The sequence below is a fragment of the Corynebacterium sp. S5S1 genome, assembly GCF_001913985.1.
In the GTDB taxonomy this organism is placed as follows: domain Bacteria; phylum Actinomycetota; class Actinomycetes; order Mycobacteriales; family Mycobacteriaceae; genus Corynebacterium; species Corynebacterium marquesiae.
The window spans coordinates 74,709-101,670 of sequence record NZ_MKXT01000004.1 but is presented as its reverse complement, the minus strand read 5'-3'; the positions used below and the strand labels follow the sequence as shown (position 1 = coordinate 101,670).

General features: G+C 62.0%; 27 protein-coding genes. 9 read left to right on the top strand and 18 right to left on the bottom strand.

What is annotated here, in order from left to right; translation table 11 throughout:
- Positions 1-2 precede the first annotated feature (2 nt).
- The 5 genes from BKN05_RS02495 to hisD are packed head-to-tail and all read right to left on the bottom strand — an operon-like array spanning position 3 to position 4,463.
- Entirely contained in the window at positions 3-1,253 is a 1,251-nt protein-coding gene (locus BKN05_RS02495) for an MFS transporter (protein WP_198491665.1), read from the bottom strand.
- The gene (locus BKN05_RS02490) at positions 1,250-1,417 is read right to left on the bottom strand and encodes a CG2302 family histidine operon protein (protein WP_049377597.1); all 168 of its coding nucleotides are present in this window, start codon (positions 1,415-1,417) and stop codon (positions 1,250-1,252) included. The genes BKN05_RS02495 and BKN05_RS02490 overlap by 4 nt, the downstream gene beginning before the upstream one ends.
- Positions 1,418-1,422: 5 nt before the next feature.
- On the bottom strand, positions 1,423-2,025 hold the full coding sequence (gene hisB / locus BKN05_RS02485) for an imidazoleglycerol-phosphate dehydratase HisB (RefSeq protein ID WP_049377598.1): 603 nt from the start codon (positions 2,023-2,025) through the stop codon (positions 1,423-1,425).
- A complete protein-coding gene (locus tag BKN05_RS02480) occupies positions 2,022-3,152 on the bottom strand; it encodes a histidinol-phosphate transaminase (RefSeq protein WP_286687876.1) in 1,131 nt (376 codons plus the stop codon). Before BKN05_RS02480 ends, hisB begins: the two co-directional genes overlap by 4 nt.
- Positions 3,153-4,463: a histidinol dehydrogenase gene (hisD, locus tag BKN05_RS02475; RefSeq protein WP_286687875.1), complete on the bottom strand. Its 1,311-nt coding sequence runs from the start codon at positions 4,461-4,463 to the stop codon at positions 3,153-3,155.
- Between the two features lie 126 nt (positions 4,464-4,589).
- Between hisD and BKN05_RS02470 the strand changes: the two genes are divergently transcribed.
- Positions 4,590-5,486, top strand: coding sequence for a YbjN domain-containing protein (locus BKN05_RS02470; protein ID WP_286687874.1), 897 nt, complete (start codon positions 4,590-4,592; stop codon positions 5,484-5,486).
- Positions 5,487-5,495: 9 nt separating this feature from the next.
- On the opposite strand, the gene BKN05_RS02465 is transcribed toward BKN05_RS02470, so the two are convergent.
- A complete protein-coding gene (locus BKN05_RS02465) occupies positions 5,496-5,981 on the bottom strand; it encodes a hypothetical protein (RefSeq protein ID WP_286687873.1) in 486 nt (161 codons plus the stop codon).
- Between the two features lies 1 nt (position 5,982).
- Complete coding sequence (locus BKN05_RS02460; RefSeq protein WP_198491668.1) at positions 5,983-6,762, bottom strand: hypothetical protein; 780 nt, start codon at positions 6,760-6,762, stop codon at positions 5,983-5,985.
- 162 nt (positions 6,763-6,924) lie between these two features.
- Between BKN05_RS02460 and BKN05_RS02455 the strand changes: the two genes are divergently transcribed.
- The 5 genes from BKN05_RS02455 to BKN05_RS02435 all read left to right on the top strand — a co-directional run bounded on the left by BKN05_RS02455 (position 6,925) and on the right by BKN05_RS02435 (position 12,736).
- A complete protein-coding gene (locus BKN05_RS02455) occupies positions 6,925-7,464 on the top strand; it encodes a TetR family transcriptional regulator (protein WP_198491669.1) in 540 nt (179 codons plus the stop codon).
- 21 nt (positions 7,465-7,485) lie between these two features.
- Positions 7,486-9,684, top strand: a complete 2,199-nt coding sequence (gene glgX, locus BKN05_RS02450) for a glycogen debranching protein GlgX (RefSeq protein WP_225746749.1) — start codon at positions 7,486-7,488, stop codon at positions 9,682-9,684.
- Positions 9,685-9,697: 13 nt separating this feature from the next.
- Positions 9,698-11,029 carry an exonuclease domain-containing protein gene (locus BKN05_RS02445; RefSeq protein WP_286687872.1) on the top strand — a complete coding sequence of 444 codons (1,332 nt, stop codon included), beginning with the start codon at positions 9,698-9,700 and terminating at the stop codon, positions 11,027-11,029.
- Between the two features lie 80 nt (positions 11,030-11,109).
- Positions 11,110-11,727 carry a hypothetical protein gene (locus BKN05_RS02440; RefSeq protein WP_005328828.1) on the top strand — a complete coding sequence of 206 codons (618 nt, stop codon included), beginning with the start codon at positions 11,110-11,112 and terminating at the stop codon, positions 11,725-11,727.
- A 10-nt stretch (positions 11,728-11,737) separates the two neighbouring features.
- Positions 11,738-12,736 (top strand): GTP pyrophosphokinase, encoded by a 999-nt coding sequence (locus tag BKN05_RS02435; RefSeq protein WP_269953133.1) that lies wholly within the window; start codon positions 11,738-11,740, stop codon positions 12,734-12,736.
- Positions 12,737-12,757: 21 nt separating this feature from the next.
- On the opposite strand, the gene BKN05_RS02430 is transcribed toward BKN05_RS02435, so the two are convergent.
- The 4 genes from BKN05_RS02430 to ilvA are packed head-to-tail and all read right to left on the bottom strand — an operon-like array spanning position 12,758 to position 15,296.
- A complete protein-coding gene (locus BKN05_RS02430; RefSeq protein WP_286687871.1) occupies positions 12,758-13,147 on the bottom strand; it encodes an RNA-binding S4 domain-containing protein in 390 nt (129 codons plus the stop codon).
- A complete protein-coding gene (locus BKN05_RS02425) occupies positions 13,148-13,387 on the bottom strand; it encodes a hypothetical protein (protein ID WP_225746746.1) in 240 nt (79 codons plus the stop codon). It lies immediately after the preceding gene.
- A 2-nt stretch (positions 13,388-13,389) separates the two neighbouring features.
- Positions 13,390-14,028, bottom strand: coding sequence for a YigZ family protein (locus tag BKN05_RS02420; protein ID WP_269953135.1), 639 nt, complete (start codon positions 14,026-14,028; stop codon positions 13,390-13,392).
- Positions 14,028-15,296: a threonine ammonia-lyase IlvA gene (ilvA, locus tag BKN05_RS02415; protein WP_286687870.1), complete on the bottom strand. Its 1,269-nt coding sequence runs from the start codon at positions 15,294-15,296 to the stop codon at positions 14,028-14,030. Before ilvA ends, BKN05_RS02420 begins: the two co-directional genes overlap by 1 nt.
- A gap of 99 nt (positions 15,297-15,395) precedes the next feature.
- Between ilvA and BKN05_RS02410 the strand changes: the two genes are divergently transcribed.
- Positions 15,396-17,261: a choice-of-anchor I family protein gene (locus tag BKN05_RS02410; protein ID WP_286687869.1), complete on the top strand. Its 1,866-nt coding sequence runs from the start codon at positions 15,396-15,398 to the stop codon at positions 17,259-17,261.
- Between the two features lie 62 nt (positions 17,262-17,323).
- The gene (locus BKN05_RS02405; protein ID WP_049377611.1) at positions 17,324-17,809 is read left to right on the top strand and encodes a hypothetical protein; all 486 of its coding nucleotides are present in this window, start codon (positions 17,324-17,326) and stop codon (positions 17,807-17,809) included.
- Between the two features lie 50 nt (positions 17,810-17,859).
- Here BKN05_RS02405 and BKN05_RS02400 read toward each other — a convergent pair whose 3' ends face one another.
- Together BKN05_RS02400 and dnaE are read right to left on the bottom strand one after the other, a co-directional pair.
- Positions 17,860-19,050, bottom strand: a complete 1,191-nt coding sequence (locus BKN05_RS02400; RefSeq protein WP_286687868.1) for a cobalamin-independent methionine synthase II family protein — start codon at positions 19,048-19,050, stop codon at positions 17,860-17,862.
- Between the two features lie 72 nt (positions 19,051-19,122).
- Positions 19,123-22,695 (bottom strand): DNA polymerase III subunit alpha, encoded by a 3,573-nt coding sequence (gene dnaE / locus BKN05_RS02395; protein WP_198491678.1) that lies wholly within the window; start codon positions 22,693-22,695, stop codon positions 19,123-19,125.
- A gap of 45 nt (positions 22,696-22,740) precedes the next feature.
- Here dnaE and rarD point away from each other — a divergent pair, with 45 nt between their 5' ends.
- Positions 22,741-23,592, top strand: coding sequence for an EamA family transporter RarD (gene rarD / locus BKN05_RS02390; protein WP_198493278.1), 852 nt, complete (start codon positions 22,741-22,743; stop codon positions 23,590-23,592).
- Here rarD and BKN05_RS02385 read toward each other — a convergent pair.
- The 5 genes from BKN05_RS02385 to lspA are packed head-to-tail and all read right to left on the bottom strand — an operon-like array spanning position 23,579 to position 26,931.
- Complete coding sequence (locus tag BKN05_RS02385; RefSeq protein WP_049377616.1) at positions 23,579-23,848, bottom strand: hypothetical protein; 270 nt, start codon at positions 23,846-23,848, stop codon at positions 23,579-23,581. The two genes, rarD and BKN05_RS02385, sit on opposite strands and share 14 nt — an antisense overlap.
- A gap of 53 nt (positions 23,849-23,901) precedes the next feature.
- Positions 23,902-24,927 carry an HNH endonuclease signature motif containing protein gene (locus BKN05_RS02380; RefSeq protein ID WP_049377617.1) on the bottom strand — a complete coding sequence of 342 codons (1,026 nt, stop codon included), beginning with the start codon at positions 24,925-24,927 and terminating at the stop codon, positions 23,902-23,904.
- A gap of 60 nt (positions 24,928-24,987) precedes the next feature.
- Complete coding sequence (locus BKN05_RS02375) at positions 24,988-25,524, bottom strand: hypothetical protein (RefSeq protein WP_286687867.1); 537 nt, start codon at positions 25,522-25,524, stop codon at positions 24,988-24,990.
- A complete protein-coding gene (locus BKN05_RS02370; RefSeq protein WP_286687866.1) occupies positions 25,521-26,447 on the bottom strand; it encodes an RluA family pseudouridine synthase in 927 nt (308 codons plus the stop codon). The genes BKN05_RS02375 and BKN05_RS02370 overlap by 4 nt, the downstream gene beginning before the upstream one ends.
- On the bottom strand, positions 26,440-26,931 hold the full coding sequence (lspA, locus tag BKN05_RS02365; RefSeq protein ID WP_049377622.1) for a signal peptidase II: 492 nt from the start codon (positions 26,929-26,931) through the stop codon (positions 26,440-26,442). The genes BKN05_RS02370 and lspA overlap by 8 nt, the downstream gene beginning before the upstream one ends.
- Positions 26,932-26,962 lie beyond the last annotated feature (31 nt).

Here is a 26,962-nt window from a genome sequence, read left to right as displayed (position 1 = left end):
GGCTATACCTTACGCATGCGACGCAGACGCGTCCGGATATCGTTGGTTTCGCTCACGCGGGTGCGCCCAAGGACAAAATCTGCCGACGTCATCACAACGCCTGCGACGAGGATGACCACGCCGGCCCCAAAAGCCCCCGCATAGCCGTAGCCGGCAACCAAGGCACCCAAGAGGGTCGAGCCCAAGCCGGTGCCGCCGTCATAGAAGATATTCCAGATGGCAGAAGCCTCCGAGACCCGCTCGCGCGGCAGGCGATCAAACATGGACAGCAGCGCCTCATTTTGGGCAATACCGAACGCGCCACCGAACAGGAAGGCACCAAGCACGAGCCACCATACGGAACCATCGAGATAAAGAGGAACGGCAATGGCAAGCACGCCCACGATAGCCATTACCTGGCCGGGGATGTAGAGTCGGCCGGGAGTGCCCACGCGGTCTGCCACCATGCCCGCGAGGTAGCGGAAAATCATGGCGGCGCCGCCCACAATGGACAGCATGATGCCGGCCAAGCTGGCGCCGCGCTCTGCATCGAGTTCTTGTACCGCCGGCGGCAGGAAGGATGATACGGCGCCATAGCTCATAGAAAACGTCGTTAGCGCCAGCGCCGGAACAAGCACTAGCTTCCACGTAGGAACGCGGATAAGGTTCGGCTCTTCTTCGGTATCGGAGGCGAGCGTGACCTTGATCTTGGGAATGCGCAGGCACAGACCAAAGCCCACGAACCCAATGACTCCGGCGGTGATATACGTCGAGGCATAACCCAGCTTTTCCGCCATGGTCAATCCCAGTGGCAAAAAGACCATTTGGCCCAGGCCAGTGAAAACACCAATCATGCCGGTGGCCTTGCCCAGCAGGCGTACCGGCGCCAGTTCCGCAATGAGCGCGGACTCAGAAACGGTCAGCGCGCCAAAGCCCACGCCGCGCAGAGCAGAAAAGAGCAGGACAACCCAAGCATCGGTACCCAAGAGGTGGCCAAAGGCAGGTACGCCCAGGGTAAAAGCGGACAGTGCCATCACGCGGCGGTAGCCCCACCGGCGCAGCAGCCACGGGGAGATGATCTGGGTAAGCACGGTGAAGGCCATGAAGATGCCCGTGGATGAGCCCGCCAAGGTGGCTGAGCCGCCGGAGTCAATGACCGCTAGCGGCACCACTGGAAGGAGGATGGACCAAGCACCGAAGGCTGCGGCGATGGCCAACATGGTCGCGGTATAACCCGGAACCTTCCAGATATTAGTTTCTTGGGTATTGCTCATTTACCGAACGCTCCTACCATCCACGAGATTGCTGCCACCGCGGTGATTGCGGCCAATAAAGAGGCTACTACTGTCATTGCCTTCGATCCCTGTTGGTAGGCAGACCACGCACCGCCCACCAACATGCCGGCGACGAGGAAGAGGACCAAGATCATAAAATGCATGCGTTCTAGAGTGCTCCCTTCGTCGAAGGAATGCCAGTCTGGCGCGGATCGAATTCCACCGCACCGCGCAACGCACGCGCTACCGCTTTATACTCCGCTTCCGTAATGTGATGCGGATCGCGACCATAGCGCACGTTGAGGTGGAGCGTTACCGCAGCGTGGGTGGCGAGCGTTTCAAAGAAGTGGCGGTTGATCACCGTGGCGTAATGCCCACCGATGGTCTGCCACTGCAGGTGCTCTGGTTCGCCGTTCATTACAAAATAGGCGCGCCCAGAAAAATCCACCACCGCTTCCACTAAGGCCTCATCCATGGGCAAAAGCTGGGAGCCAAAGCGGCGAATGCCGGCCTTATCCCCCACCGCCTTACGCAGCGCGGTGCCGAGCACGATGGCGGTATCTTCCACAGTGTGGTGGGCATCTACCTCCACATCGCCCTCAGCTTGCACGGTGAGATCAAAGCTGCCATGAGTAGCAAAGGCCGTGAGCATGTGGTCAAAGAAAGGCAGTCCGGTGGAAATATCGCTTTGTCCCGTGCCATCGAGATCGATGACCACAGAAATTTGCGATTCCGACGTCGCCCGCTGGGCGCGTCCTACGCGGTTGCTCATGCTTCGCTCCTTTCTCCTGCGACCGGGAAATCAGCCACTACTGTATCCGCAAGGTCCTCAGCTACGGCCAAAAAGGCCGAATTTTCTTCTGGCAGCCCCACGGTCATGCGCAGGTGGCCTGCGATGCCAACATCGCGAATGAGCACTTCCTTATCCAAGAACTGTTGCCACACGCGGTGTTGGTCAGCAAAGCGGCCGAAGAAGAGGAAATTGGATTCGCTGGGTAAAACGGTATAGCCCAATTCGCGCAAGCGAGCGGCCACCCGCTCGCGCTCGGCGGCAATCTTTTCCACGGTGGCGAGCGTATCGGCACTATGGCGTAGCGCTACCGTGGCCGCCGCTTGGGATAGCACGGAAAGGTGATACGGCAGCCGCACCAGCATCACGGCTTCCACAAAGGCCGGGTCCGCCACGAAATAACCGAGGCGGCCGCCGGCAAAATCGAAGGCCTTAGACATGGTGCGCGAGACCACCAGCTTCGTGGGGTATTTCTCCAGCAGCGTCACCGCAGATGCCGAGGAAGAAAATTCGCCATAAGCTTCATCGACGATGAGGATGCCCGGGGCGGCGTCGGCAAGCGCGGCAATATCGTCCACGTTGGTCACCCCACCGGTGGGGTTATTCGGCGTAGTCACAAAGATGATATCCGGCTGGTGCTGCGCGACAGCTGCGAGCGCCCGGTCCATATCGATGCGGAAATTCTCATCGCGCGGACACTCCAGAAACTGCGTGTGAGTCCCATCCGCGAGGATAGGGTGCATGGAATAAGACGGGGTGAAACCGAGCACGCTGCGGCCTGGACCGCCGAATGCCTGCAACAGCTGCTGCAAAATCTCATTCGAGCCATTGGCCGCCCACACCTGCGCATAGCCCACGCGCACGCCGGTTTGTTCAGATACGTAGTCCGCCAAGGATTGGCGCAGCTCCACCGCATCGCGCTCCGGATAGCGATTGAGTGTGGTGGCAAGGCGCCGGGTCTCCGCCACCAAGTCATCCACTAGTGCCTGCGAGGGAGGATAAGGATTTTCGTTGGTATTGAGCTGGTAGGCCACGTGGAGTTGCGGCGCCCCATAGGCAGATTTGCCGCGCAGCTCTTCGCGCAGGGGAAGATCATTCAAGTGCGTCATTTAATTCTCCTCGAATCGGGCGCGGATAGCCTCACCGTGGGCAGGCAACCCCTCGGCCTCCGCAAAAGCGATAACGTGCGGGGCAATCTCTTCCAACGCAGCTCGGTCATAATCAATAAGGTTGACCGGCCGCATAAAGGTATGGGTAGAAAGGCCGGCAGAAAAACGCGCCGTACCGGAGGTGGGCAATACGTGATTGGAGCCGGCCGCGTAATCTCCGAGCGGCACTGGAGCAAAGTCCCCTACAAAGATGGCACCGGCGTGCTTAATCCGCTCGGCCACCGCGCCGGGCTCTGCGGTGTGGATCTCCAGGTGCTCAGCAGCATAGGCATTGGCCACCGCCACCGCTACATCCAGGGAATCGACCAGCACAATTCCGGATTGCTCGCCGCCTAAGGCTTCGGCCGCTCGCTGCGCATTTGCGGTGGCGCTGTAGCGCGCTTCTACCTCGGCATTCACACGCTGAGCTAGGCTTGGCGATGCCGTAATGAGCACACTCGCCGCCATCGGATCATGCTCGGCCTGGGAGATAAGGTCATAGGCCACATACACCGGATTCGCGGTGTCATCAGCGATAATGGCGATTTCGGTCGGCCCTGCCTCAGCATCAGTACCCACCACGCCGCGCACCAACCGCTTGGCCGCGGTGACGAAGATATTTCCAGGGCCGGTAATCATGTCCACCGGGGCTAGTCCGGCGTCATCATCCCCGTAGGCCATCAGCGCGACGGCCTGGCCGCCTCCTACCGCCCAGACCTCATCCACGCCCAGCATCTGGCACACGGCCAGCACCGTGGGGTGCGGCAGACCGCCGAATTCTTTTTGTGGCGGCGAGGCTACCACCAAGCTTTCCGCGCCGGCCGCCTGCGCTGGCACGGCATTCATAATCACCGAGGACGGGTAGACCGCCTTGCCTCCCGGCACGTATAGTCCGACGCGCTCGATGGGGCGAAAGACCTCGGTCACCGTGGCACCTGGTGCTAGCTCGGTGGTGTGCGCGGCCGGTTTTTGCTCGGCGTGAACCTTGCGGACCCTCTCGATGGAGACCTCAATCGCTTGGCGCACCTGCGGGTCTAGTTCGGAAGCGGCCTTCTCCAACTCCGCTTGGGACACCCGCAGATGGGCTGGGCGCACGCCATCGAATTGCTCGCCATAGTCCAAGGCGGCCGCAGCGCCTTCTTGGCGTATTCGATGAACCAGCGGCGCCACCTTGTCCACCACGGCGGCGACGTCGGTGCCACCGCGCGGTAAAACTCGCCGCAACTGGGCGGGGCGCAGCTCTTGGCCACGCAGATCGATGGTGCGAAGCATTCCCGGTTCCTCTTCTCCCTATCGGATTTCTGTTATTAAACCAATATCCTAATGGTCAAACGCCAGCGAGGGGGCCGGTTTGGGCTATAGACTCGATGTCAACATAGCTTTAAGGTGGTGGCAGCGATGAGCGAAATTGAACCCTCTCTTCTGCTCGCGCATGCCCGCACCATTGTCCGCGATAATGACGTGTCCTGCTGGGCCCTGCCTACTGGCGAGCTACTCGTTCCACATGCGGCAGGCGGCTCCACCTTCATCTTTGTAGACCAGCTGGAAGAACCGGTGCTCCACCTGCACACCAGCCCCCGCGGCGGCGTCGATCTCAGCGAGATCTCCGAGCTCGCGTACTTGGCCAACGAGTGGAATCACGATTGCATCTCCCCGGTCGTCGTGGTTGATTATGACCAGCCTGACTGCGTGAGCGTGTCCGGGCACAGCTATCTGCCGGCCGATACCTCCCCCAGCCGCGAACAGCTTGCAGCGTTCCTCCTACCGGCACTGCGCAACGCGGAGGTCCTCATGGATCTGCTCGCCCAATCCCATCCTGTCCTCGTGCGCGAAGCCTCACCGGAGCTTGCCCCGCTTGCCGACGCCCCCTTGGAACCCTTCACCCTCGATAGCCTGGCCGGGCTCCTACCGCTTATTGGGATCCAGCGCTTCCAAAGCGACGGCGGCACCGCGATCTACGCCTGGGTCAATGATGTTCTTTTCGCCTTTGCACTGGACAACGGGCCCAGCCTCATTATCAAAGGGCATTGGGACCCCAGTCTGGACGAGGCGGAATTTACCCGGCTATTCCTCATTTGCAATGACTGGAATCGCGCCCACCATGGCGCCGTGGCATTTTGCCACCACACCTCCGAGGGCCTGCAAGTGCGGATGGATGCCGCCACCATTACCGCCGCGGGACTTACCCGGCCGCAACTATTTAGCGCCATCGGCCGCGGGCTCAAGCACATCCTGCACGGCATCGATGACATCGCGCACGAAGTAACCGGCGCCTCCCCCGTCGAATGGCCTTAGACGCGCACATCACCAATCTTCATCGGCACTCACAAAGGCCGTGGACCAATAGGCAAACATCGCCATAAAGGGCGCCACCGCCCACGAGATGGCTGGGGAGAAATTCGGCGCAAACTCTACGACTTCCCCTGGGTTTTCTGGTGGATGCGTGGCCGTGACCCCACCAAAGACATAAAACGACGCCGCCCCAGCCAGGGCACACACGCCGACCCACAAGAGCATCGACAAGCCCCGCCCCTGCCGGCGCAAATACGCGCCCAACCCCAAGAACAAACCAAGCAGGCCGGTAATGAGGGCAAAGGTAATAAAGGCGATGAACTGAACGCTTCCCATCGCATCGATGGCATAGCCGCCATCGTCTACCTCACGGCCGGTAAGCGTCGGCCGAAAAATCCCCCACAGCGCACCGGCCGCGCCATACACCAGGAGCGCACACGCGAGTAACCCCGCACCAAAACCTAGGGTGCGGGGTAACCGGCGCTTTAACAGAGACAACTTAGTTACAGAAGGTCCAGTTGCCATTCTCGCGACGGAAGCGGACCGTAGAGGTCTCAGTGCCCTCAGAGTTGGACACGCTCACGGTTGCAGAAGCATCGTCGCCATTGACCACAACGTCGTTGACGGACTGCAGCTTGGTCGACTGCGGGATGGACTCCAACTGGCTAGCGAACTTCTCCACCTCGCTATTGCCGCCGCCCTGCTGGCGCATAGTGTTGGCGTACTCGGCAAAGGACTGGTTCGGCAGGCTATCGACGTACTGCTGGTACTGGGCGAACTCCTGGGACTGCTCATCGCGCACCGCCTGGCAGGCATGCTGCGGCATGTAGTTGAAGTATTCCTTCACATTGTCGATCTCATGCTGACCGCGGACCAGCTGCTCGATGGCCTGCTTATCGGCATCATTAGCATTCTGGCCGCCCTCAATCGGCTTGATGTCCTTCGCTCCCGCGAAAGGATCCTCACCATTGTTCAGCGGGTTAGCCAGCTGATCGGGACCCTCGCCAGCACCGTCCTCGCCCTCTGCACCCGCAGCGGCGTCCTTCTTTTCGCCGTCCTTATTCTGATCCTTTTCTTTTTCCTTGTCCTTATCCTCGGACTTATCGGCATCTTTGTCCTCGGATTTATCTGCAGACTTATCCTCAGAAGACTTGGATGCCGTGGTGGCGGCCGCCTTCTTGGAGTCGTCATTGTCATCCGAACCACACGCAGCTAGCGCCAGCGGGGTGACCAGCGCAACTGCGATGAGGGACTTCTTTGCAGGGGTCAAAAAGGACAAGGGAAAGCTCCTGAATCAATCTTGCGAATGTGAAGCCACCCCAAGGGCGGCCTCTTATTTGTCTTCGCAATACTAACAACCCGACGATGGAAATGACATTGATACTCCGTTAAAAGAACCTGTGAACTACCGTCCCCCGGCCAAGTCCGTACAATTGCCAAGGTGCACATAAACCGCGAGAGTATTATCGACGCCGCTCTTTCCCTGCTTGATGCCTACGGGCTTGGAGACGTCACCATGCGCCGCGTTGCTTCCTCCCTCGGCGTCGCCCCCGGCGCGCTCTACTGGCACATTGCCAATAAACAAGCGCTCATTGCAGCCCTTGCGGAGGAGATTATCTCCCCCGTTTCTGGGGAGTCGCTCGAGGATATCAGCCTCAATCTTCGTGATTTACTGCTCGCCCGCCGCGACGGCGCCGAGGTAGTCATTGCCGGCCTCTCCCTCCCGCAGGCCCCTGCCTGGGACCGCCTCTTGGTGGCCTTCACCGCTGCAGCCACGCGCAGCACCCTCGCTGTCACCAGCGCCCACCGCGCCGCCGCGCTCTCCGCCATTCACCTCGTGCTCGGCGCCACCTTAATGGAACAATCCCAACGCCAGCTTGCAGAAACCACCGGTGAGTCTCCGGTCACAGATTATCGCGCAGATCTTATACGCGGCGTGCGCATTATTAACGCTGGACTTACGCACGGCGCCGGCGCCTAAAAAGCGGTTATGCTCGTGGGCATGAACACTCCCGCCATGGACGCAGTCCCCACACCCACCGAGCGCTACGGCCGCCAAATCTGGCCCGGCAAACCCACCCCACTGGGATCCACCTTTGACGGATCCGGCACCAACTTTGCTCTGTTTTCCGAGGTAGCAGACAAGATCGAGCTCTGCCTCATCGACAAAGAAGGCAACGAGGAACGCATCGAAATGTCGGAGGTCACCGCCCATGTGTGGCATATTTACCTCCCCAACGTCACCCCTGGCCAGCGCTACGGCTACCGCGTCTATGGCCCCTATGAACCAGAAAACGGTCTGCGCTGCGACCCTTCCAAGCTCCTTGTAGACCCCTATGCCCGGGCGTTCGACGGCGAATTCGACGGCGATGCCTCCCTCTACTCCTATGACATCCACGCCGAGGAACCCGGCACCGGCCGCAACGAAGAAGACTCGCTAGGCCACACCATGTTGTCGGTGGTGATTAACCCCTTCTTTGACTGGCGCAGCGACCACCGCCCCCACATTCCCGATAATCAAAAGGTCATCTATGAAACCCATGTCAAGGGCATGACCATGACCCATCCGGACGTACCGGAAGAGCTCCGCGGCACGTACGCCGGCATGGCCCACCCTGCCGTCATTAACTACTTCAAAGAGCTTGGCGTTACCACCGTGGAGCTCATGCCCGTCCACCAATTCCTGCAAGACGATCGCCTGCGCAACCTAGGCCTGCGCAATTACTGGGGTTATAACACCTTCGGCTTTTTCGCCCCACACCATGACTATGCCTTTGCCAAGAAGCCGGGCGAGGTGGTCTCCGAGTTCAAGGCCATGGTCCGCGCCTTCCACGAGGCTGGAATCGAGGTCATCCTCGATGTGGTTTATAACCACACCGCCGAGGGTAATCACATGGGCCCCACCATTGCTTTCCGCGGCATCGACAATGGCGCGTACTATCGCCTCGTCGAGGGCGATGAGGCCCATTACATGGATTACACCGGCACCGGCAATTCCCTCAATGTCCGCCACCCGCACTCGCTGCAGCTCATTATGGATTCGCTGCGTTACTGGGTTACGGAGATGCGCGTCGATGGTTTCCGCTTCGACCTGGCGGCAACGTTGGCGCGGGAGCTTGACGACGTCGACAAGCTCGCCACCTTCTTCGACCTAGTCCAGCAAGACCCCATTGTCAGCCAGGTTAAGCTCATTGCCGAGCCTTGGGACATCGGCCACGATGGTTACCAGGTGGGCAACTTCCCGCCCATTTGGAGCGAATGGAACGGCAAGTACCGCGATACCGTGCGCGATTTCTGGCGCGGCGAGCCCGCTACCCTAGGTGAATTCGCCTCCCGTCTGACCGGCTCTTCGGATCTTTATGCCGATAATGATCGCCGCCCTACTGCCTCCATCAATTTCATCACCGCCCACGATGGTTTTACACTGCGCGACCTCGTTTCCTATAACGACAAGCACAACGAGGCCAATGGCGAAGATAACCGCGACGGCGAATCCTTCAACCGCTCCTGGAACTGCGGTGAAGAAGGCCCCACCGATAATGATGAAATCCGCAAGCTACGCCGCCGCCAAGTGCGCAACTTCCTGACCACTCTCCTGCTTTCCCAGGGCACTCCTATGCTCTCGCATGGCGATGAATTCGGCCGCACGCAGGACGGAAATAATAACGTCTACTGCCAAGACAACGAGCTGTCGTGGATGGACTGGTCCATGCTGGAGGAAGAAAAATCCGCCGCGATGCTGGGCTTTACCAAGCGCGTGCTGTCCATTCGCAACCACCACCCCGTCTTCCGCCGCAAGCGCTTCCTCGCCGGCGGCCCGCTCGGCGCGGATGTCCAGGAACGCGATATCGCCTGGCTGGTTCCTTCGGGCCGCCTGATGACCCAGGACGACTGGGACCACGACTTCGGCCGCGCCCTCATGGTCTACCTCAATGGCAATGCGATTACGGAAACCACCGCCCGCGGCGAGCGCATCACCGATGATTCCTTCATCATGATCTTCAATTCCCACGACGGCGAAATCGAGTTCACCCTGCCCACCAAGGATCTCGGCGCTACGTGGCGGCTGATGGTCGATACCGCCGATTCCGGTGGCTACCCCGCGGAGGAAACCCTCATTGAGGCAGAGGGTACGATCACGGTGCAGCCGCGTTCAACGCTGATTCTGCGTCAGATTGAACCGCCCATCTTCGATTCCTAAAGAAAGGCCCCTCGTGTCATTTCCCGCGCACGGCGCACTCATCGATGTCACAGCGGATAAACTCGTGCTTCACCGCACCCTGCTGGCCACCAGCCTCGGCGCCCCCGCCACGCAGGATATCCCGCTCGAGTCCATCGACACCGTGCGTGTGAGTGAACCGACCCCCACCGGCTTCGGCACCCTCGACTTGGGCAACGCCGGCACGATAGCCTTCGCCCCACACCAAGACCCGCAAGCCGTCGCCCGCGCCATTTCCGCCGCACAGCGCGGCGAAGCACCCTCCTCCGCCGCCACCATCCCCGGCCTCGATTTCACCGCCGTGGACGTGGAAACGGCCAACGATAACTGGGGCTCTATCTGCCAAATCGGCGCGGTGCGCTTCCGCGACGGCCAAGAGACCGCCTCCCGGTCCTGGCTGTGCACCCCTCCACCAGGCCTCGAGCACTTCGCGGATATTAACGTCTCCATCCACGGCATTACCGCGGACGATGTGCAAGGAGCGCCGGCATTTGCCGATGCCGCCAAGGAGCTCTTCGATTTCCTCGGCGGCGACGTGCTTGTCGCGCACAACGCCCAGTTCGATTCCACCGCCCTGCGCTCCGGCCTGCTTTCCGCCGGCGCCGAGGTGCCCACCGTGCCGCTGGCCTGCTCCCTCGCGCTGTCCCGCGATGCTTCCAAGGCCAAGGTTATTTCGGTGCGCAACCACAAGCTGCCCACCGTCGCCGCCCACCTGTCCGCGCCGGACTTCAGCCACCACGACGCCACCGAGGATGCCCGTGCGGCCGGCGAAATCATCGCCCGCTTGGCCGAGCGCTTCGGACACACCGGCAGCATCCGCGACCTATTCACCGCACGCGAATTCACCTTGGGCCGCCTCGATTCCGAGGCCATTCTGCCCGTCCTGCGTGCCCACACCGCCCCCACCTCCGGCGCGGATCTCGGCGCTGGGACCGACTTCCGCGACCAAACCCGTGCGGCCGGCTCCGCACAGAACAAGTCTCGCGGTCCCGCCCCGTGGCAGTCCGTAGCCACCCCGGACACAATCCCAGAGCCGAACCCCGACGCCGACCCGGAAGGCGCACTCTACGGACAGCACGTCACCCTCACCGGCGATTTCGAACCCTATGACAAGGGCGTGCTGTGGCAGGGCATCGCCGAGCGCGGCGGCCAAGTGGCAAAGAACGTCACCAAAAAGTCCACCCTGCTCATCGTGGGCGAATGGGCCAAGAAAACCTCCAAGGAAAAGCGCGCGGAGGAGCTGCAGGCCAAGGGCCAAGAAATCGACATCTGGCCGGCCGATAAGCTCTTTGCCGAGCTGCAACTCGACGCCGAGCCGCCCTTCTAGGCCCAACCGGGGAACCAAACGGCGGTTTCTCCAGTCCAATAAAGGCGACCGCACCCTACCGCCACTCTGGAGAACTCGCCGTGACCGTCGCCCTGCGCCCGCCTCGTCCCACCACCGCAAACCTGCTGCCTGCGCTCTTTGCCCGTTCCTGGCTGAAAGAACAGCGGCTTTCTGACGACGGCTTCTGCGACTCCCTCGCCACCATCCAGCTCTCCCCCAGCCTGTCCATGGCGCTGGTCTTTCCCGGCAAGCAGACCTTTCGCCGGCTCAGCCACCGGGGCCTCGCGGACATGGATATCTCCGCGCGCCGAGCATGGAACCATGCTTCCCATAACCTGCAGCGCGCCGCCCTCGATTCGCAAGGGCTGCGCTTTTGGACCCGCCCTGCGGCCTGCGAGCTTCCTTCCGCCGCCCGTTTCGGTGGCTTGCAGGTCCGCTCGCACGGCGCGCCCATTTCCTCTTGGATTGCCCACCCAGAGACCTTTACCGTGCTGGACAAGCACATGCGTCGCCTGCTGCGTTCCCACTCGCTGACCTACCTAGTGCCGGACTCCGCTACGCTCTTTGCCTTTGCCCACCTGCCGGACACCTATGCCCGCCAGCTGGCCGCCGATGCCGTCGCGCGCGTGCCCCGCCATCGCACCGTGCTCCACCCACGCCCGCTAGTATGGTCTAACGGATTCCCGCGGGAGTTATGAAAGGAGCACTATGCCGGAAAGTAGGATGTCACGGCTGAGCAACCAGTACCACGACTGGACGCGCAGCCACCCCACCGCCGCGGTAGACTTCCGGACCGCCATCGAGGACCTCCTCAATGACGCCGGCATCATCTTCGATCGCGTCTCTACCCGCGTCAAAACCTGGCCCTCGCTGAAGGCGAAAGCAAAAAAGCGCCGCGAGAACGGCGATTTTGTCTATCCCCAGCCCTGGCAAGAGATCCACGATGTGATGGGCGTGCGCGTGACGGTGTATCACTCCACCGCCATCCCCCAAGCGCTCAACGTCTTTGGGGAGTCTTTCCACGTGGAGCGCTCCGTGGACAAGGCGGCCGAAACTCGCATTTCGGGAGGTTTCGGCTATGGTTCCCACCACTTGGTGCTCACCGTGACCGAGGATAGCGCCGTCGCGATGGAAGAACTGGCGAACTATGTCGGCTGGACCTTTGAGGTGCAGATTCGCACCGTCCTGCAGCACGCGTGGGCGGAGTTTGAGCACGATATCCGCTATAAGCAAGGACCGAACCCTCCCTCGCCGGAGGTGGACCGTCTCTTTACCTTGGCCGCGGGGCTCATCGAGCTCGCCGACCAGCAATTCGATGAGATCGCCGCCCTCAAGGCCCCCGATACAGAAACCGACAAGGACGTCGAGCTTACCGCCGAGACCCTGCCGGGCGTACTCGCCATCATTTTGGGCAACCGCTTCCCGCTCTCGCGTTCGGAGCACTACCGCTTCTTGGCGGAGCTGCTGGAGCAAAACGGCGTGCGCCACTTGGGCCAGCTTGAGCAGCTGCTGGATGACACCGCCATTGCCCACGTCCACGACGCCATGCGCTACCGTTTCCGCCCCGGCCAAGTGCGGCTTATCGACGACCTCCTGCTCAACAAGTTTGGCAAACAACACATCGAGGCCACCGCCGAATCCGGCGACCGCCCAGGCCGCAAGCGGCGGCTTACTGCGCGCCTGAAAGCGCTGCGCGCTGCCCACTAACTACTCAGGATTTTCGGCCACTTACCGGAAACCGCCACGGAATTTCTCCATGTCGCGGCGTTCCTTCTTCGTCGGCCGACCGGCACCGCGCGGGCGCACCGGAACCGACGGCATAAACTCCTTGGGCGGCGGCGGTGGCGCATGGTCCGTATAGCAGGTGCGCGCGACGGGCGCGCCCACGCGCTTAGCGACGGTCGCTAAAACCTCGAGATCATGCTCGTGGTGGTTGCGCCATACGCGCACGCGGTCGCCCGGCACCACCTGTTGGGAAGGCTTGACGGCCTCGCCATTGATCTTCACGTGTCCGGCGCGCACGGCGGTCGCGGCCGCGGACCGGGTTTTAAACATACGAACGGCCCACACCCAGGCATCAATCCTGACGGGGCAGCCGCTAGGTTGCGGTGCCGGCATTTAGTACTGGTTGTGGTTCTCGTTGACGATTTTCTGGATCTTCAGCCAGTTATAGCCGCCACCTGCGACGGCAACGATGGCACCAAGTAGCATCCAAGCCCAGAAGTTAGCCGAAAGCACGCCGAGCACTACGCCCACACCGATGCCGCCGGCCACGCATACGACGGCGTTGCGGGAGTGCTTGCGCACCTGCTGCTTGCGCTGCGCAATGGGGTTATTCGGTCGTTGCTGCATACTCATGGTCAGGATCCTACCTCAACCCACGCGCTGCCGGCCTCTGCCGCTTCGAGCTGGCCCTGCGAGATCGCTGCCAGCGTAGCTTCCAGCTCATCCAGCCCGCCTGGGCGCACGGCCAGCGTAAAGGTCACCGCCGCCGCATACGCGGTATCGGTTATCTCGTAGCCGCGCCCGCGCAGGTCCGCTTCCACGCGCCCGGCCGTCGCATGCGGGCACTTCACCGCATAAAGCTCCCGACGCGCCCTGGTTACCGCGCGCACCTTCTCCATGGCCTCGCTCACCGCGCCGCCATAGGCATGCACCAGTCCGCCGGCCCCCAGCTTGATGCCGCCGAAGTAGCGCACGACCACCGCGCATACATCGAGCATGCCGGACCCCTTCACCACGTCCAGCATCGGCTTTCCGGCCGTTCCGGAGGGCTCGCCGTCATCGGAAGAGCGCTCCACCGGGTTCGCGCCGTCGACGTGAAAGACGTAGGCGGAGCAGTGGTGGCGGGCATCGGGAAAGCGGCTGCGGGCGGCGTCGATAAACGCGCGAGCTTCTTCCTCGTTGGTCACGCGGCCGATCAAGGTAATGAACCGGGATCGCTTAATTTCAATTTCGTGTTCAACCTGGCCCACTGGGCGACGATAAGAATCCTGCATTAGGCCACGAGGAATTCGTACTCGGGGGTGCCGGGCTTGAGGTACTGCACCGAAATCTTGGATTCTCCCATGCGCTCTAGCAGGCCGTCGAGGTCCTCGGCGCGGCTAAGCTGCAGGCCCACCAGCGCAGCGCCCGTCTCGCGGTTATTGCGCTTTAAGTACTCAAAGAGCGTGATGTCATCGGTCGGGCCCAAAATCTCCTGCAAGAAGTGGCGCAGCTGGCCCGGCTCCTGCGGGAAATTCACCAAGAAATAATGCTTCAGGCCGCGGTGGACCAAAGAGCGCTCCATGATCTCGGCGTAACGCAGCACGTCATTATTGCCGCCAGAAATCACGCACACCACCGTCGAACCGGGCTCCAGGTCCAACTGGTGCAGGCCCGCTACCGACAGTGCACCGGCCGGCTCCGCAATGATGCCCTCATTTTGATACAGGTTGAGCAGGTCCGTACACACCGCGCCCTCGGACACGGTGTCAAAGCTCAGGCGCTCGCGATTGGCGTCCAAAATCTCATAGGGCAGCGCGCCCAAGCGCTTTACGGCCGCGCCATCGACGAAGGGGTCGACCTCCTCCAGCGTGACCGGGCCGCCGTGGTCAAACGCCGCTCTTAGCGACGCCGCCCCCTCCGGCTCCATGCCCACCACCCGGGTGTGCGGTGCCATATCCGCCACGTAAGAGGTGATGCCGGAAATCAGGCCACCGCCTCCCACAGGAACGACGATGGTATCGAGAGACTTGCCCTTGGCCGAAAGCTGCGCCAGAACCTCCGCCGCGACCGTGCCTTGTCCGGTGATGGTATCGCGGGCGTCGAAGGGCTCGATGAAGGTGGCGTCGCGCTCGGCGGCGTCGGCATGCGCGGCCGCGGCTGCTTCATCGAAGTTGGCGCCGATCACCACCAGCTCCACCTGGTCGCCGCCATGGACCAGGATGCGGTCGCGCTTTTGCATCGGCGTGGGCTCCGGCACAAAAATCTTGCCGGCTATGCCCATCGTGCGGCAAGCATAGGCCACGCCCTGCGCATGATTGCCGGCCGACGCCGTAACAATGCCCCGGCCGCGCTCTTCCTGGGGAACATTCGACATACCGTTTAACGCGCCGCGAATCTTATAGGAGCGCACGTCCTGCAGATCCTCCCGCTTGAGATAGACCTCGCAGCCCGTCTCGGCCGACAGCCGGGCGCAGTACTGCAGCGGAGTCGGGGCGATTTCCGAGCTAATCCGCGCCTGCGCCTGCTGGATATCGGATGCATGGATGGTCGAATCAGTCATGTCTTGACAGTCTACCCATTCACGGGAAATTCACTGTCCTTTAGTTGCACCGTTACCTCCATCAGCAATAGTGGACATAACCATAAGAAAGGAATATCTATGCTCAAGCGCATCTCTCTCTGCGTTACCTCCTCCCTCGTCCTGGCCTGCGCCCCAGCCGCCCACGCCCACATTGTGGATAACGTGCTGGAACACTCCGCCCCCAACGCCGCGCTGCAACTGACCCCCATCGGTTCCCATGAATCCGGCGTGCTAGGCAAATCCGCCGCCGAAATCGTCGCCTACCACGCTGCGTCCCAGCGAATCCTCACCGTCAATGCGCGCTCCGGTGAGGTCGATATCCTTGACGCCTCCGATCCCACCCAGCCGCGCAAGATCGGCGCCATCTCCGCCGGCGGGGACAAGGAAATCAACTCCGTGGCCGTGCGCCCCGATGGCCTGGCCGTCGCCGCGGTACAGCAGGCGGACAAAACCGATAACGGCGAAGCTCTGTTCTTCAATGCCGAAACCGGCGAGGAGCTTGGGCGCGTAGGCGTAGGCGCCCTGCCCGATAACGTGCACCTCACCGCCGACGGCCGCCACGCGCTGGTAGCCAACGAGGGCGAGCCTTCCGACGCCCTCAATGCCGAGGGCACCGCCTACCTCAAGGACCCAGAGGGCTCCATTTCTGTCATCAGCCTGCCCGCGGACGTCGCGGCGCCCGCGCTTGGCGACGTCCACACGGCCGACTTCACCGCCTTTGACACCGCCGACCTTGACCCTTCAATCCGCGTTTTCGGCCCCTCCGCACACCATAACCTGCCCTCGCGGGACTTCGAGCCGGAATACATCTCCTCCGCGGGCGGCAAGGCCTATGCTACGCTGCAGGAAAACAACGCGATCGCGGTCATCGATATCGAGTCTGCCACCGTAGAAAAGATCATCCCCGCTCATATCGCAGACCACTCCCAGGTGCCGATGGATCCGTCCAATAAGGATGACGCCGCGGAGCTGCGCACCATTCCGGTCAAAGGCCTGTCCATGCCGGACTCCATCGGTGCCTTCGAGGCAGGAGGCCAGACTTATTTCGCCACCGCCAACGAGGGCGATGCTCGCGAGTGGGGAGGCTATACCGATGAAGTAGAGCTCAAGGACCTGGTAAAGGACGGCAAGGTCTGTGATGACCTCGAGCTTCCCGAGGGCATCGAGGACAAGAAGGTCGCCGGCAACCTCAAGCTCACCAACGCTTCTGGCTGGAACGAAGAAAAGGAATGCTTCGACGGCCTGTATTCCTATGGCTCGCGCTCCTTTAGCATCTACGACGCCGAGGGCAACGTCGTCTTCGATTCCGGTGCGGACCTCGAGAAAGTCACCAAGGATATGCCCGGCCTTAACTTCAACGCCGATAACGAGGATCCGGATTTCGATGACCGCTCCGATAATAAGGGACCAGAGCCGGAAGCCTTGACCATCGGCAAGGTTGGCGATCGCACCTACGCCTTCATCGGCGCAGAGCGCGTGGGCGGCATCTTTGTCTACGACGTAACCACCCCCGCCGAGGCAAAGTTTGTCACCTACGTCAACAATCGCGATTTCTCCGTTGGCTACGACGAGGACGATGTTGCCGCCACCACCCAGGCCGGCGACCTCGGACCAGAGGGCCTAGCCTTCGTTCCCGCCGCAGATTCCCCTACCGATAACGCACTCCTCATCGCCGGCAACGAGGTCTCCGGCACCACCACCGTGTTCTCCGTCAAGGACCTGCTTGCCGACGCCTCCGATAACACCGATTCCCCCTCCACGTCCGCGGGTTCCACTGGTTCCAGCAGCGGCAGCAGTGGCAGCAGCGTCGCTGCCGGCGTGGGCATCGTGGCCGGTTTGGTAGGTCTTGGTGCCCTGATCGGCGGGGCGCTGGGCTTCCTGCCGAAGACCGTCGACGAGTTCTATGCGCTGTTGCCGGCGCAGGTGCGCAAGCTTTTGCCATAGATCTTCTGGAATTTACCTGCTAAATTATTTGAGGCTAATACCTCTCACTCTAAAGGAGAACCATGCGCAACCGTCTCAGCACTTCGCTCGTCGCCGCCACCGCCGTGGCAGCGGGCCTTGTCGCACCAGCAACCGCTTCTGCCGCTGAAGAGCAGCCAAAGCAGCTTTCAGCTGAGTGCCAGGCCGAGGTCGACAACGCCAAGGAAGAGCACCTCGAGAAGATTAAGAACGGCGAGCTCGGCTCTTCCGCCCGCACCCCGCAGGAGCTCATGCAGGGCATTGCCAATGGCTACGGTTCTTCCGGAATGCCCAAGGAGCCGGACTGCGTAGCCAAGGAGGCGGAACAGCGCCAGATCGAGGCACTCGAGAAGCTTCCCATCTGGGGCTCTTCCACCCCAGAAAAGTTCCTCGAGGTCATGAGCTGGGTGACCGTAGCCGCCAGCCTCGTCGCTGCGCTGCTGCAAGCTTTCAACATGGTTGCCACGGTGAACCCGGCTGTGCTGGAGCCGATGAAAAACGCCCTCAAGCAGCTGGGCGTGCGCTTCTAAGCACTGAATAATTGAGCCGCTCCGGAGTTCCGGAGCGGCTTTGCGCGTTTTTAGAACAGCTCGCGGGTAGCGATATCAGCGCCCTCGACCAAGGACCGCAGCTTCGCCCACGCAATCTGGGGGTGCAGGCGGCCGCCGAGGCCGCAGTCGGTCGACGCGATGACGTTTTCGGGGCCGACTACCTCGGCGAATTGAATAATGCGATCGGCCACGAGGCGCGGATGCTCTACCGCATTGGTGGAGTGAGAGACCACGCCCGGGTAAATCACGGTGCCCTCCGGCAATGCGTGGTCCTGCCAGACGCGCCACTCATGCGCGTGGCGCGGCGAAGCGGCCTCGAAGGAGAATCCTCCGACCTCGGCACGCAGGATTTCCTCGACGATATCCGCAAAGGGCACGTCGGTAACGTGCGGTCCGTGCCAGGAGCCCCAGCAGATATGCAGGCGCGTTTGTTCCTTGGGCAGGCCGGCGATGGAATCATTGAGGACGTCGATGCGCTCGCGGATAAAACCGCGGAAGTCCTCCACCGACGGCTCCGGGTTGATTTGGTCCCAAGCCTCGGCCAGGTCGGGCGCGTCGAATTGCACAGTAAGCCCAGCATCGGTGATGGCCTGGTATTCGGTGCGCATGGCGCGGCCGACGTCGGCAAGCAGCTCATGCTCATCGTCATAGTAGCGGTTGGTCAGGCGTGCGGCCGAGCCGGGCGAAAGGGCGGCGATGAACCCGGGGGTGCCGGCTGGGAGGGCGTCGGCAAGCAAGCGCACATCGGCGGCGACTTCATCCTGGCCGATGTAGGTTACCGGTCCGGTGAACTCTGGGTTCGCCACCTTGGCGCGGCCGGTGAAGATGCCAGAATCCGGATCATTATAGGCCTCCGAGAACAACGCGCGGTCGCGGCGATCAATAAACGACGTCAGCCGCGGCTCACCCGGCTTGGAGCGCACCACCTCGGCCGATTCCCAGCGGTCGGTATCCGTCATCGTCAGCCCGCCCAGGCGGCTAAACGAATAATTCCACCACGCGCCATAATCCACCGCGCCAGAGGTGATATGGCCGTACTCTCCCTCGTTAATGATATCGAGTCCGAGATCGAGCTGCCGCTTGACGACGTCCGCCACCGCAGACTCCAAAATCCCCTGAAACTCCGCGACCGGCAGCTCCCCGCGCTGCAGGTTGGCTTCCAGCAGCTCCGGGGTGCGCGGCAGTGAGCCGACGTGGGTGGTGCGAATCTTGTTAACCATCAGGTTTTCTCCATCAATATAGACTGTGCTGTCTAGATTAGTGGAGGGCGCCTGCCGCCGCCGAGTTTAAATTCAGCCTAATATGCCCGCGCCCATGGTGGCCTTGAGGTCGCCCATGAGGTTGCCGGATCGCTCCACACGCAGGTGGTCGCCGAGGATCATGGTGGTGGACTCGGAGCCATCGACAAGCTCGAGGTAGACATCCGACTCGCCCTGGTTTTTGAGCAGGACCTGCTTGAGGCGGGCAATATTTTCCATGGTGCACTGATCCGTGCGCATGGTCAGCCGCAGAGGCAGGCCGGCGCCACCGCCAGGGCCCAGCTCCGGCACGCGGATATCGGAGCAGAACAGCGAGCGGCGCTCATCGCGCACCTTGACGTTCACTCGCGCGAGGATGATATTGTCCTCGACAATCTGCGGGGCGACGAGCGAGTACACCTTGTTGAATACCAGGATTTCCACCTGCGCGCCATTGTGGTCTTCCACCGTGACAATGGCCCACGGCGAGCCATCGCGCTTGGAAAAGCGACGGTCCACGCCCGAAATGATGCCGCCGATGATGAGCTCTTGGCCGTTATGCACCTCGTCGTTGAGGATCTTGGTCAGCGGCGTATCCGTCTGCGCGGCCAGCGCCTCCTCGAAGCCATCGAGAGGGTGGCCGGAAACATATAGGCCCAGCATCTCGCGCTCGAGGGCAAGTTCGTGTTTGCGATCCCAGTTGTCTTCCGGGATATCCAAGGCAAAGGCGTTGGAAGCCGCGTCGTCCTCTCCCCCGCCGATTCCAGCGAAGAGATCGAACTGGCCCTTATCCGCGGCCTTCTTGGTGGTTTGCACCGCATCCACCGCGTCCTCGTGGATGAGCATGAGGCCCTTGCGCGGGTGGTTCAAGTCATCGAAGGCGCCGGCCTTAATGAGCGCCTCTGTCACGCGCTTGGTGCAGGCGGCGAGCTCGATCTTGTCCAGGTAATCACTAAACGAGGTAAACGCGCCCTTGTCGTGGCGGGATTTGATGATGGATTCCACCACTTCCGAGCCGACATTGCGGATAGCGCCCATGCCGAAGCGGATATCCTCTCCCACCGCTTGGAAATCCTCTTCGGACTCGTTGACGGACGGCGGCAGCACCTTAATGCCCAAGTGGCGGCAGTCCGAAAGGTAAATGGCGGACTTATCCTTCTTATCGCCCACCGAGGTCAACAGCGCGGCCATATATTCCGGTGCGTAGTAGGCCTTGAGGTAGGCCGTCCAGAAGGACACCAAGCCGTAGCCCGCGGCGTGGGACTTGTTAAACGCGTAGGACGCGAAGGGCTCGATGGTGCCCCAGAGCGCATCCATGGCGGACTTGGAGTAGCCATTTTCTTGCATGCCGCCCCAGAACTTGTCGTACTGCTGGGCCAGCACTTCGGGCTTCTTCTTACCCATTGCCTTACGGAAGCCATCTGCCTCGCCGGCCGTGTAGTTGGCGACCTTCTGCGAGATACGCATGATCTGCTCCTGGTAGACGATGAGACCGTAGGTCTCATCCAGGATTTCCTTGAGCGGCTCTTCCAACTCCGGGTGAATTGGAGTGATTTCCTTACGGCCATTTTTACGATCCGCGTAGTCCCAGTGGGCGTTGACACCCATCGGACCGGGGCGGTAGAGCGCAAGGGAGGCCACAATATCCTTAAAGCCGGTCGGCTTCATGCGCTTGAGCAGCTCTTGCATGCCGCCGGAGTCGAGCTGGAAGACGCCCAGCGTATCGCCGCGCGAGAGTAGGTCATAGACCTTGGAGACCTTGGGGTCGTCGGCATGCAGCTGCTCTAGGTGGACTTCTTCGCCGCGGTTGCGCTTGATGTTTTCAATCGCATCGCCGATAACGGTGAGGTTGCGCAGGCCCAGAAAGTCCATTTTCAGCAGGCCAATGGCCTCGCACGCCGGGTAGTCCCAGCCGGTGATATAAGCGCCGTCGGCCGGGCGCTTCCACATAGGAATGTGGTCCATGAGCCGGACCGAAGCCATAATCACCGCACAGGCGTGTACGCCCGCCTGCCTGACGACGCCCTCCAAACCCCGCGCCGTGTCATAAATCTTCTTCACATCCGGGTCGGATTCCACCATCTGGCGGACCTCGGCGGCCTCGGAGTAGCGCTCGTGGTCCGGGTCCGTGATGCCCTTGAGCGGAATGTCCTTGGCCATGATCGCCGGCGGCAGCGCGCCGTTGATGCGGTCGGCCATCTGGAAGCCAGGCTGGCCAAAGTGCACCTTGGCCGAGTCCTTAATGGCCTGCTTGGTCTTCACCGTGCCGAAGGTAATCACCTGCGCCACCTTGTCTTCGCCCCAGCGCTCGGCCGCATAGGTAATCATTTCGCCACGGCGGCGGTCATCGAAGTCGATATCGATATCGGGTGCGGACGGGCGCTCAGGGTTCAAGAATCGCTCGAAAAGGAGATCGTGCTCCAGCGGGTCGATATTGGTAATGGTCAGCGCGTAGGCGACAAGCGCGCCGGCCGCCGAACCACGGCCCGGCCCCACACGAATGCCCACGGAGCGTGCGTGCTTAATGAGCTCGGCCACGATGAGAAAGTAGGACGGGTAGCCCTTCATCTCAATAACGGAGATCTCATACTTGGCGCGCTCGATATACTCCTCCGGAACATCCTGGCCGGGGAAGCGCTTTTGCAGGCCCTCCATCACCTCATGGGTGAGCCAGGAAGTTGGGGTGTGGCCCTCGGGGACGTCGGCAATAGGCATGCGATCGTGGGTGTGTTCTTCCCAAATCTCGCCGTAGTCTTGCACGCGCTCAGCAATCCACAGGGTGTTATCACAGCCATCTGGAATCATATCGTCCCAGGTCTCGCGCATCTGCGCGGCCGACTTAATGTAGTAGCCGGTGCCGCCGAACTTGAAGCGGTCCGGGTCCATGAAAGTCTTGCCGGTCTGCACGCACAGCATCGCCTCGTGCGCCGGCGCCTGGGACTCCAGCACGTAGTGGCAGTCATTGGTCACCAGCGGGGGCAGGTCTAGCTTGCGGCCGATTTCTAGCAGGCCATCGCGCGTGCGCTTTTCGATGTCCAGCCCATGGTCCATCAACTCCAAAAAGAAGTTGTCCTTGCCGTAGATGTCCTGCCACATGGCCGCGGCCTCCAGCGCCTCGTTGAACTGGCCGAGGCGCAGGCGGGTCTGGACGTCGCCAGAGGGGCAACCGGTGGTGGCAATGATGCCGTCTGCGTGCTCGGCGATGAGCTCGGCGTCCATGCGCGGCCATTTGCCCAACTGACCTTCATAGGAAGCCAGCGAAGACAAGGTAAAAAGGTTGCGCAGGCCGGTGGCGTTCTCCGCGATCATCGTTTGGTGGAGGTAGGCACCAGAGGCGGAGACGTCGTCGCGCTTTTGGTCCGGCGTGCCCCACAGCACGCGCTTTTTGTTGAAGCGGGATTCGGGCGCCATATACGCCTCGATGCCGATGATGGGTTTGACGCCGGCGCCGGTCATGCGGCGGTAGAAGGCATCAGAGCCATACATATTGCCGTGGTCGGTCATGCCGACGGCCGGCATTTCTTGGCGGACCACCTCGTCTGCCAGCATATCGACCTTGGCCATGCCGTCCAGCATGGAAAACTCGGTGTGGTTGTGCAGGTGGACGAAGGAGGAGTTTTTGGCCATGCGGCTCATCATAGCGGGGCGGTCAAAATGGGCTATTATTTTGTGATGCTCTACACGCTCGCCGCCTACATCATGTGGGGATTTTTCCCCGCGTTCTTCCCTCTGTTGCTGCCGGCATCGCCGCTGGAAATCTTGGCTCATCGCGTGTTGTGGACCGCGGTGTTGGTTACGGGATTTTTATTCCTCAGCGGCCGGTGGCGCGAAATGGCGCGCATGGACAAGCGCACGTGGGGTTGGCTTGCGGCCGCGGGTGTATTCATCACGGTCAATTGGGGTACCTACGTGGTGGCGATTAATAGCAACCACGTGGCCGATGCGGCGCTGGGGTATTTCATCAATCCCCTGGTGTCGGTCGCCCTTGGCATGGTGTTTTTGAAGGAACGACTGCGGCCGTGGCAGGCCGGCGCGGTGGGCGTTGCGGCCATCGCGGTGCTGTATTTGACGTTCTTTACCGGCCAGGCGCCGTATATTTCGCTGCTATTGGCGTTCAGCTTCGGCTTTTATGGGCTGCTCAAAAAGCAGGTTCGGGTGTCCTCGGCCGTCTCGGTCGCAGCAGAAGCCCTCGTGATGTCGCCGCTGGCGGTGGGCTACATCCTGTGGCTAGAAACAAGCGGCCAGGGCACTTTCGCCAGCGAGGGCGTCGGCCACGCGCTGCTTTTGGTCAGCGCCGGCTTGATTACCGCGCTGCCGCTTCTCTGCTTTGCGGAGGGCGCACGGACGCTGCGCTTATCGACGATCGGGATGCTCCAATACCTCACCCCCATCATGCAGATGCTGTGGGCGCTTTTCGTCACCCACGAGCATTTTTCGACGCACCGCTGGATCGGCTTCGGGATTATCGGCGTGGCCGTTGCGATTTACGTCGCCGACTTGGTGCGCATGGCTAGGAGCGCTTAAGTTCTTCGCGAGCAGCGCGGGCGCGGCGACGCGCCGCCTGTTCCTCTTCTGCCCGCAGCGCCCAGCGCGGCATTACCACGACGAGAAAGATGCCATAGACACACACGATCCCGGAAAACACCAGCGTCATCGACGTGCCGCCGGTGAAAAGACCGATAAAAAGCGCGATGCCGGATACCACCACCGCGACCCACGCGGCGATATAGGCAAACTTGTAATTGGGCATCCACTGCGAAAAGGGCTGTTTTGAGGCCATGGTCCTAGCTTAGGATCGCCACAACGCGCGACGCCTCAGTGACGCCGCGAAAATCACGTGGTGGGCCCGGTATCGACGAGGTCGGGTGGGGGCGGATCCCAGGGGTTGACCCAGCGCACCCCGCGGGAGGTGCGCTCGAAGCGGCCATTGCGCGGCGTGCCGGAGCGATGGTCATCATTGCGGCCATTGTGATAGGCACAGGCGGTGGTGAGGTTTTTCGCATTGGTCCATCCTCCGCCGGCCCAGCTGAAGATGTGGTGGACCTGGCACTCATCGGCGGGCTTACTGCATCCCTTGACCGGACAAGTGGGATTTTCCGCCGCAGCCATCATGAACTGCTTCCAGGTGGCCCCACGGCGCATGCGGTACAGGTTCACTGGGCCCTCTACGGGGTGGAGCAGGGTGACAAATCCCTCCTCGGCGAGCGCGCGCTGGGCCAATTCGGCACCGGTTATCTGCGCGCCATTGGTCATGGTCAGCACCACATCGTCGCTGCCATGGGCCACGCCGACCAACTTATCTAGTGGCACCACAACATTAGTGCGCACGGTAGAGGTAGAGGCGCCGGTGCGGAATAAAGAGGCGACGTCGGCAAGCGAGCCGGCACACTGGTGGAGTTCTGCAATCAGCGCGGAAGGCCCGGTGACAGACAGCGTCCACGGCTTTCCGGCAGCGCGGCGCCGCAACCGCACCCCCGGCTTGGGTTCGCGCGGCGCGCGCATCTCACGCAGCTTCTTGCGGGCACGCCTTTCCATCTCCCGCGTATCGCAGGCAATGTGGGTGAGTTCGGCGCGCAGGGCCCAGGCGCGGGCTTGGGTGGGCGCGCGCCGGGCATGCTTTTCGATGACCTCCAGCGTCGGCAGCGAATGCCGGTTGCGGCGGGCCCCATCTACCGCACGTCGTTGGCGGCGGCGAAAGCGTGTGGGCCCGAAATAGACCTGTGCTAGCTGCGCAATGGATTCTGCTTCGGCATCGGGCATGCCGGCGGCATTAAGGTCCGCGGCGGAGGCATCGGCGGCCTCGGCGAGGATATCCATCGCCGAGTTGAGTGCCGCAATATAGGCCCGAATGTGTTCCATGCCCTAGATGCTAAAAGCGCTGGGCGGCCACCGCGCGCCACAGGGTCCAGGAGGGCGATATTAGCTGGGAGGGCGGATGGCGAAGCTGCCCCAGGCGGCGTCGGCAGGTGCGGGCTCGACGGCGGCGACGGAGGGGGTGGAGGCGACGTCGGCAAGCTGGGCGCCCGACCCCCACACCACGGCCGCGCTCACCGCGGTGGGACGCTGCCCATAGGAGGCACCGATGCGGTCGAAAGCGCGCTGGATAACGGCGGCGCGGTCTTCGCCGGCGGTCGGTTCGGGGACGTCGATGGGGGCGGTGGAGCCGATAAGGATAGCGTCCATGCGCGGGGCTGCGGCAACGGCGGCCGCGGCTGCTACGGGTGGTAAGTCCTCGTCGAAGGTGACAAGGGCGTAGGCAGGCGCGTCTGGAATGTCATTGCCTGCCACGCGCGCAATATACTCCGCTCGCGATTCGCCATCCGGGCCGAGCTGATCGCCTTGCACCTGCGAAGAAGCCTGGGTCCCCAAGGCACCGAAGAGCGCAAGGGCGGCAAGGAAAAGCACCGTCAGCACCGCCAAGGCCGCTAGCCGACGCCGCCGGTAGACCTTCCTCATCCCCGCAAAACCTCCAAGGCGTGCTCGAGATCTGCCGGGTACGGCGCCGCAATCTCGAACCACTTGCTGGTGCCGGGGTGAGTAAAGCCGAGTTTTACCGCGTGCAGCCACTGGCGCTGGAGCCCAAGGCGCTTAGCCAGGTTCGGATCCGAGCCGTACATCGGATCGCCCACGCACGGGTGGCCGGTGGCGGACATGTGCACGCGGATCTGGTGGGTGCGGCCGGTCTCTAGGTGCACCTCGATGAGGCTGGCCTCGCGGAAGGCCTCGATGAGGCTGTAATGGGTGACGGCCGCTTTGCCGTCGTCAAGCACGGCAAATTTCCAGCCCGACTTGGGGTGGCGGCCGATGGGCGCATCAACGGTGCCCTCGATAGGATCCGGCAGGCCCTGCACCACAGCGTGGTAGGTCTTTTTTACGCTGCGGTACTTAAAGGCGTGCTTGAGCGCGGAATAAGCGCGCTCCGAGGAAGCCACGACCATCACGCCAGACGTACCCACATCGAGGCGGTGCACGATGCCTTGGCGCTCGGTCGGCCCGGACGAAGCCACGGTATAGCCGGCCGCGCGCAGCCCGCCGATCACCGTCGGCCCGTCCCAGCCCACGCTGGGGTGCGCGGCCACGCCCACCGGCTTATGCACGCAGATGATATCGGCATCGCTATAGAGCACGTCCATGCCCTCGACCAGCTCTTCGCGCGGCAGCAACGGCTTTTCTGGCTCCGGCAAAAGCACCGAAACCACGTTGCCGGAAATCAATCGCTCGGACTTGCCCAGCTCCTGGGAATCGATGGTCACGCTGCCCTCGGCGCACAACTGCGCGGTGGCGCTGCGGGAAAGGCCAAGGAGCTTGGCCAGGGCGGCGTCGGCACGCATGCCTTCTAGGCCTTCGGGAATGGGGAAGCTGCGCATCTGCCTATTCATGCTCGGCCTTCCTTTCCTCCAGCACCATGGCGATGATGAAGATCACCACGCCGCAGGTAATGGCCGCGTCCGCGATATTGAACACGGCGAAAGAGCCGACCGAAATATAGTCCACCACGTGCCCGAACCAGAAGCCAGGGGCGCGGAAGATGCGGTCGGCGAAATTACCCAGCGCGCCACCGGCAATGAGCGCTAGGCCCACCGCCTGGCCGGAGTGGGTAATGCGCGGGGCGGCAATGGCCACGCCGAGCACAAAGACCAGCTGGATGGTGGTAAAAAGCCACGTCGATCCCTCCCCGCCCATGGAAAAGGCGGCGCCAGGGTTAAAAAGCAGGGTAAACCGGAACCAATCCCCAATAACCGCCAGGGGCTCGCCCTCCGTAAGGATGGAGAGCATTATTTGTTTCACGGCTTGGTCCACCAGCGCCACGGCGATGACAACCGCGGCGATAAGTCCTGTCTTGCTCCTTCGTTTTTGACTCACCCGCTCTATTCTAAACGGGAGCGTCCGGTAT

Excerpts from the sequence above, each read along its gene's own strand:
- BKN05_RS02495 (WP_198491665.1), bottom strand. The coding sequence starts at position 1,253 with ATGAGCAATACCCAAGAAACTAATATCTGGAAGGTTCCGGGTTATACC.
- BKN05_RS02490 (WP_049377597.1), bottom strand. The coding sequence starts at position 1,417 with ATGCATTTTATGATCTTGGTCCTCTTCCTCGTCGCCGGCATGTTGGTG.
- hisB (WP_049377598.1), bottom strand. The coding sequence starts at position 2,025 with ATGAGCAACCGCGTAGGACGCGCCCAGCGGGCGACGTCGGAATCGCAA.
- BKN05_RS02480 (WP_286687876.1), bottom strand. The coding sequence starts at position 3,152 with ATGACGCACTTGAATGATCTTCCCCTGCGCGAAGAGCTGCGCGGCAAA.
- hisD (WP_286687875.1), bottom strand. The coding sequence starts at position 4,463 with ATGCTTCGCACCATCGATCTGCGTGGCCAAGAGCTGCGCCCCGCCCAG.
- BKN05_RS02470 (WP_286687874.1), top strand. The coding sequence starts at position 4,590 with ATGAGCGAAATTGAACCCTCTCTTCTGCTCGCGCATGCCCGCACCATT.
- glgX (WP_225746749.1), top strand. The coding sequence starts at position 7,486 with ATGAACACTCCCGCCATGGACGCAGTCCCCACACCCACCGAGCGCTAC.
- BKN05_RS02435 (WP_269953133.1), top strand. The coding sequence starts at position 11,738 with ATGCCGGAAAGTAGGATGTCACGGCTGAGCAACCAGTACCACGACTGG.
- BKN05_RS02430 (WP_286687871.1), bottom strand. The coding sequence starts at position 13,147 with ATGCCGGCACCGCAACCTAGCGGCTGCCCCGTCAGGATTGATGCCTGG.
- BKN05_RS02425 (WP_225746746.1), bottom strand. The coding sequence starts at position 13,387 with ATGAGTATGCAGCAACGACCGAATAACCCCATTGCGCAGCGCAAGCAG.
- BKN05_RS02420 (WP_269953135.1), bottom strand. The coding sequence starts at position 14,028 with ATGCAGGATTCTTATCGTCGCCCAGTGGGCCAGGTTGAACACGAAATT.
- ilvA (WP_286687870.1), bottom strand. The coding sequence starts at position 15,296 with ATGACTGATTCGACCATCCATGCATCCGATATCCAGCAGGCGCAGGCG.
- BKN05_RS02410 (WP_286687869.1), top strand. The coding sequence starts at position 15,396 with ATGCTCAAGCGCATCTCTCTCTGCGTTACCTCCTCCCTCGTCCTGGCC.
- BKN05_RS02405 (WP_049377611.1), top strand. The coding sequence starts at position 17,324 with ATGCGCAACCGTCTCAGCACTTCGCTCGTCGCCGCCACCGCCGTGGCA.
- BKN05_RS02400 (WP_286687868.1), bottom strand. The coding sequence starts at position 19,050 with ATGGTTAACAAGATTCGCACCACCCACGTCGGCTCACTGCCGCGCACC.
- dnaE (WP_198491678.1), bottom strand. The coding sequence starts at position 22,695 with ATGGCCAAAAACTCCTCCTTCGTCCACCTGCACAACCACACCGAGTTT.
- rarD (WP_198493278.1), top strand. The coding sequence starts at position 22,741 with ATGCTCTACACGCTCGCCGCCTACATCATGTGGGGATTTTTCCCCGCG.
- BKN05_RS02385 (WP_049377616.1), bottom strand. The coding sequence starts at position 23,848 with ATGGCCTCAAAACAGCCCTTTTCGCAGTGGATGCCCAATTACAAGTTT.
- BKN05_RS02380 (WP_049377617.1), bottom strand. The coding sequence starts at position 24,927 with ATGGAACACATTCGGGCCTATATTGCGGCACTCAACTCGGCGATGGAT.
- BKN05_RS02375 (WP_286687867.1), bottom strand. The coding sequence starts at position 25,524 with ATGAGGAAGGTCTACCGGCGGCGTCGGCTAGCGGCCTTGGCGGTGCTG.
- BKN05_RS02370 (WP_286687866.1), bottom strand. The coding sequence starts at position 26,447 with ATGAATAGGCAGATGCGCAGCTTCCCCATTCCCGAAGGCCTAGAAGGC.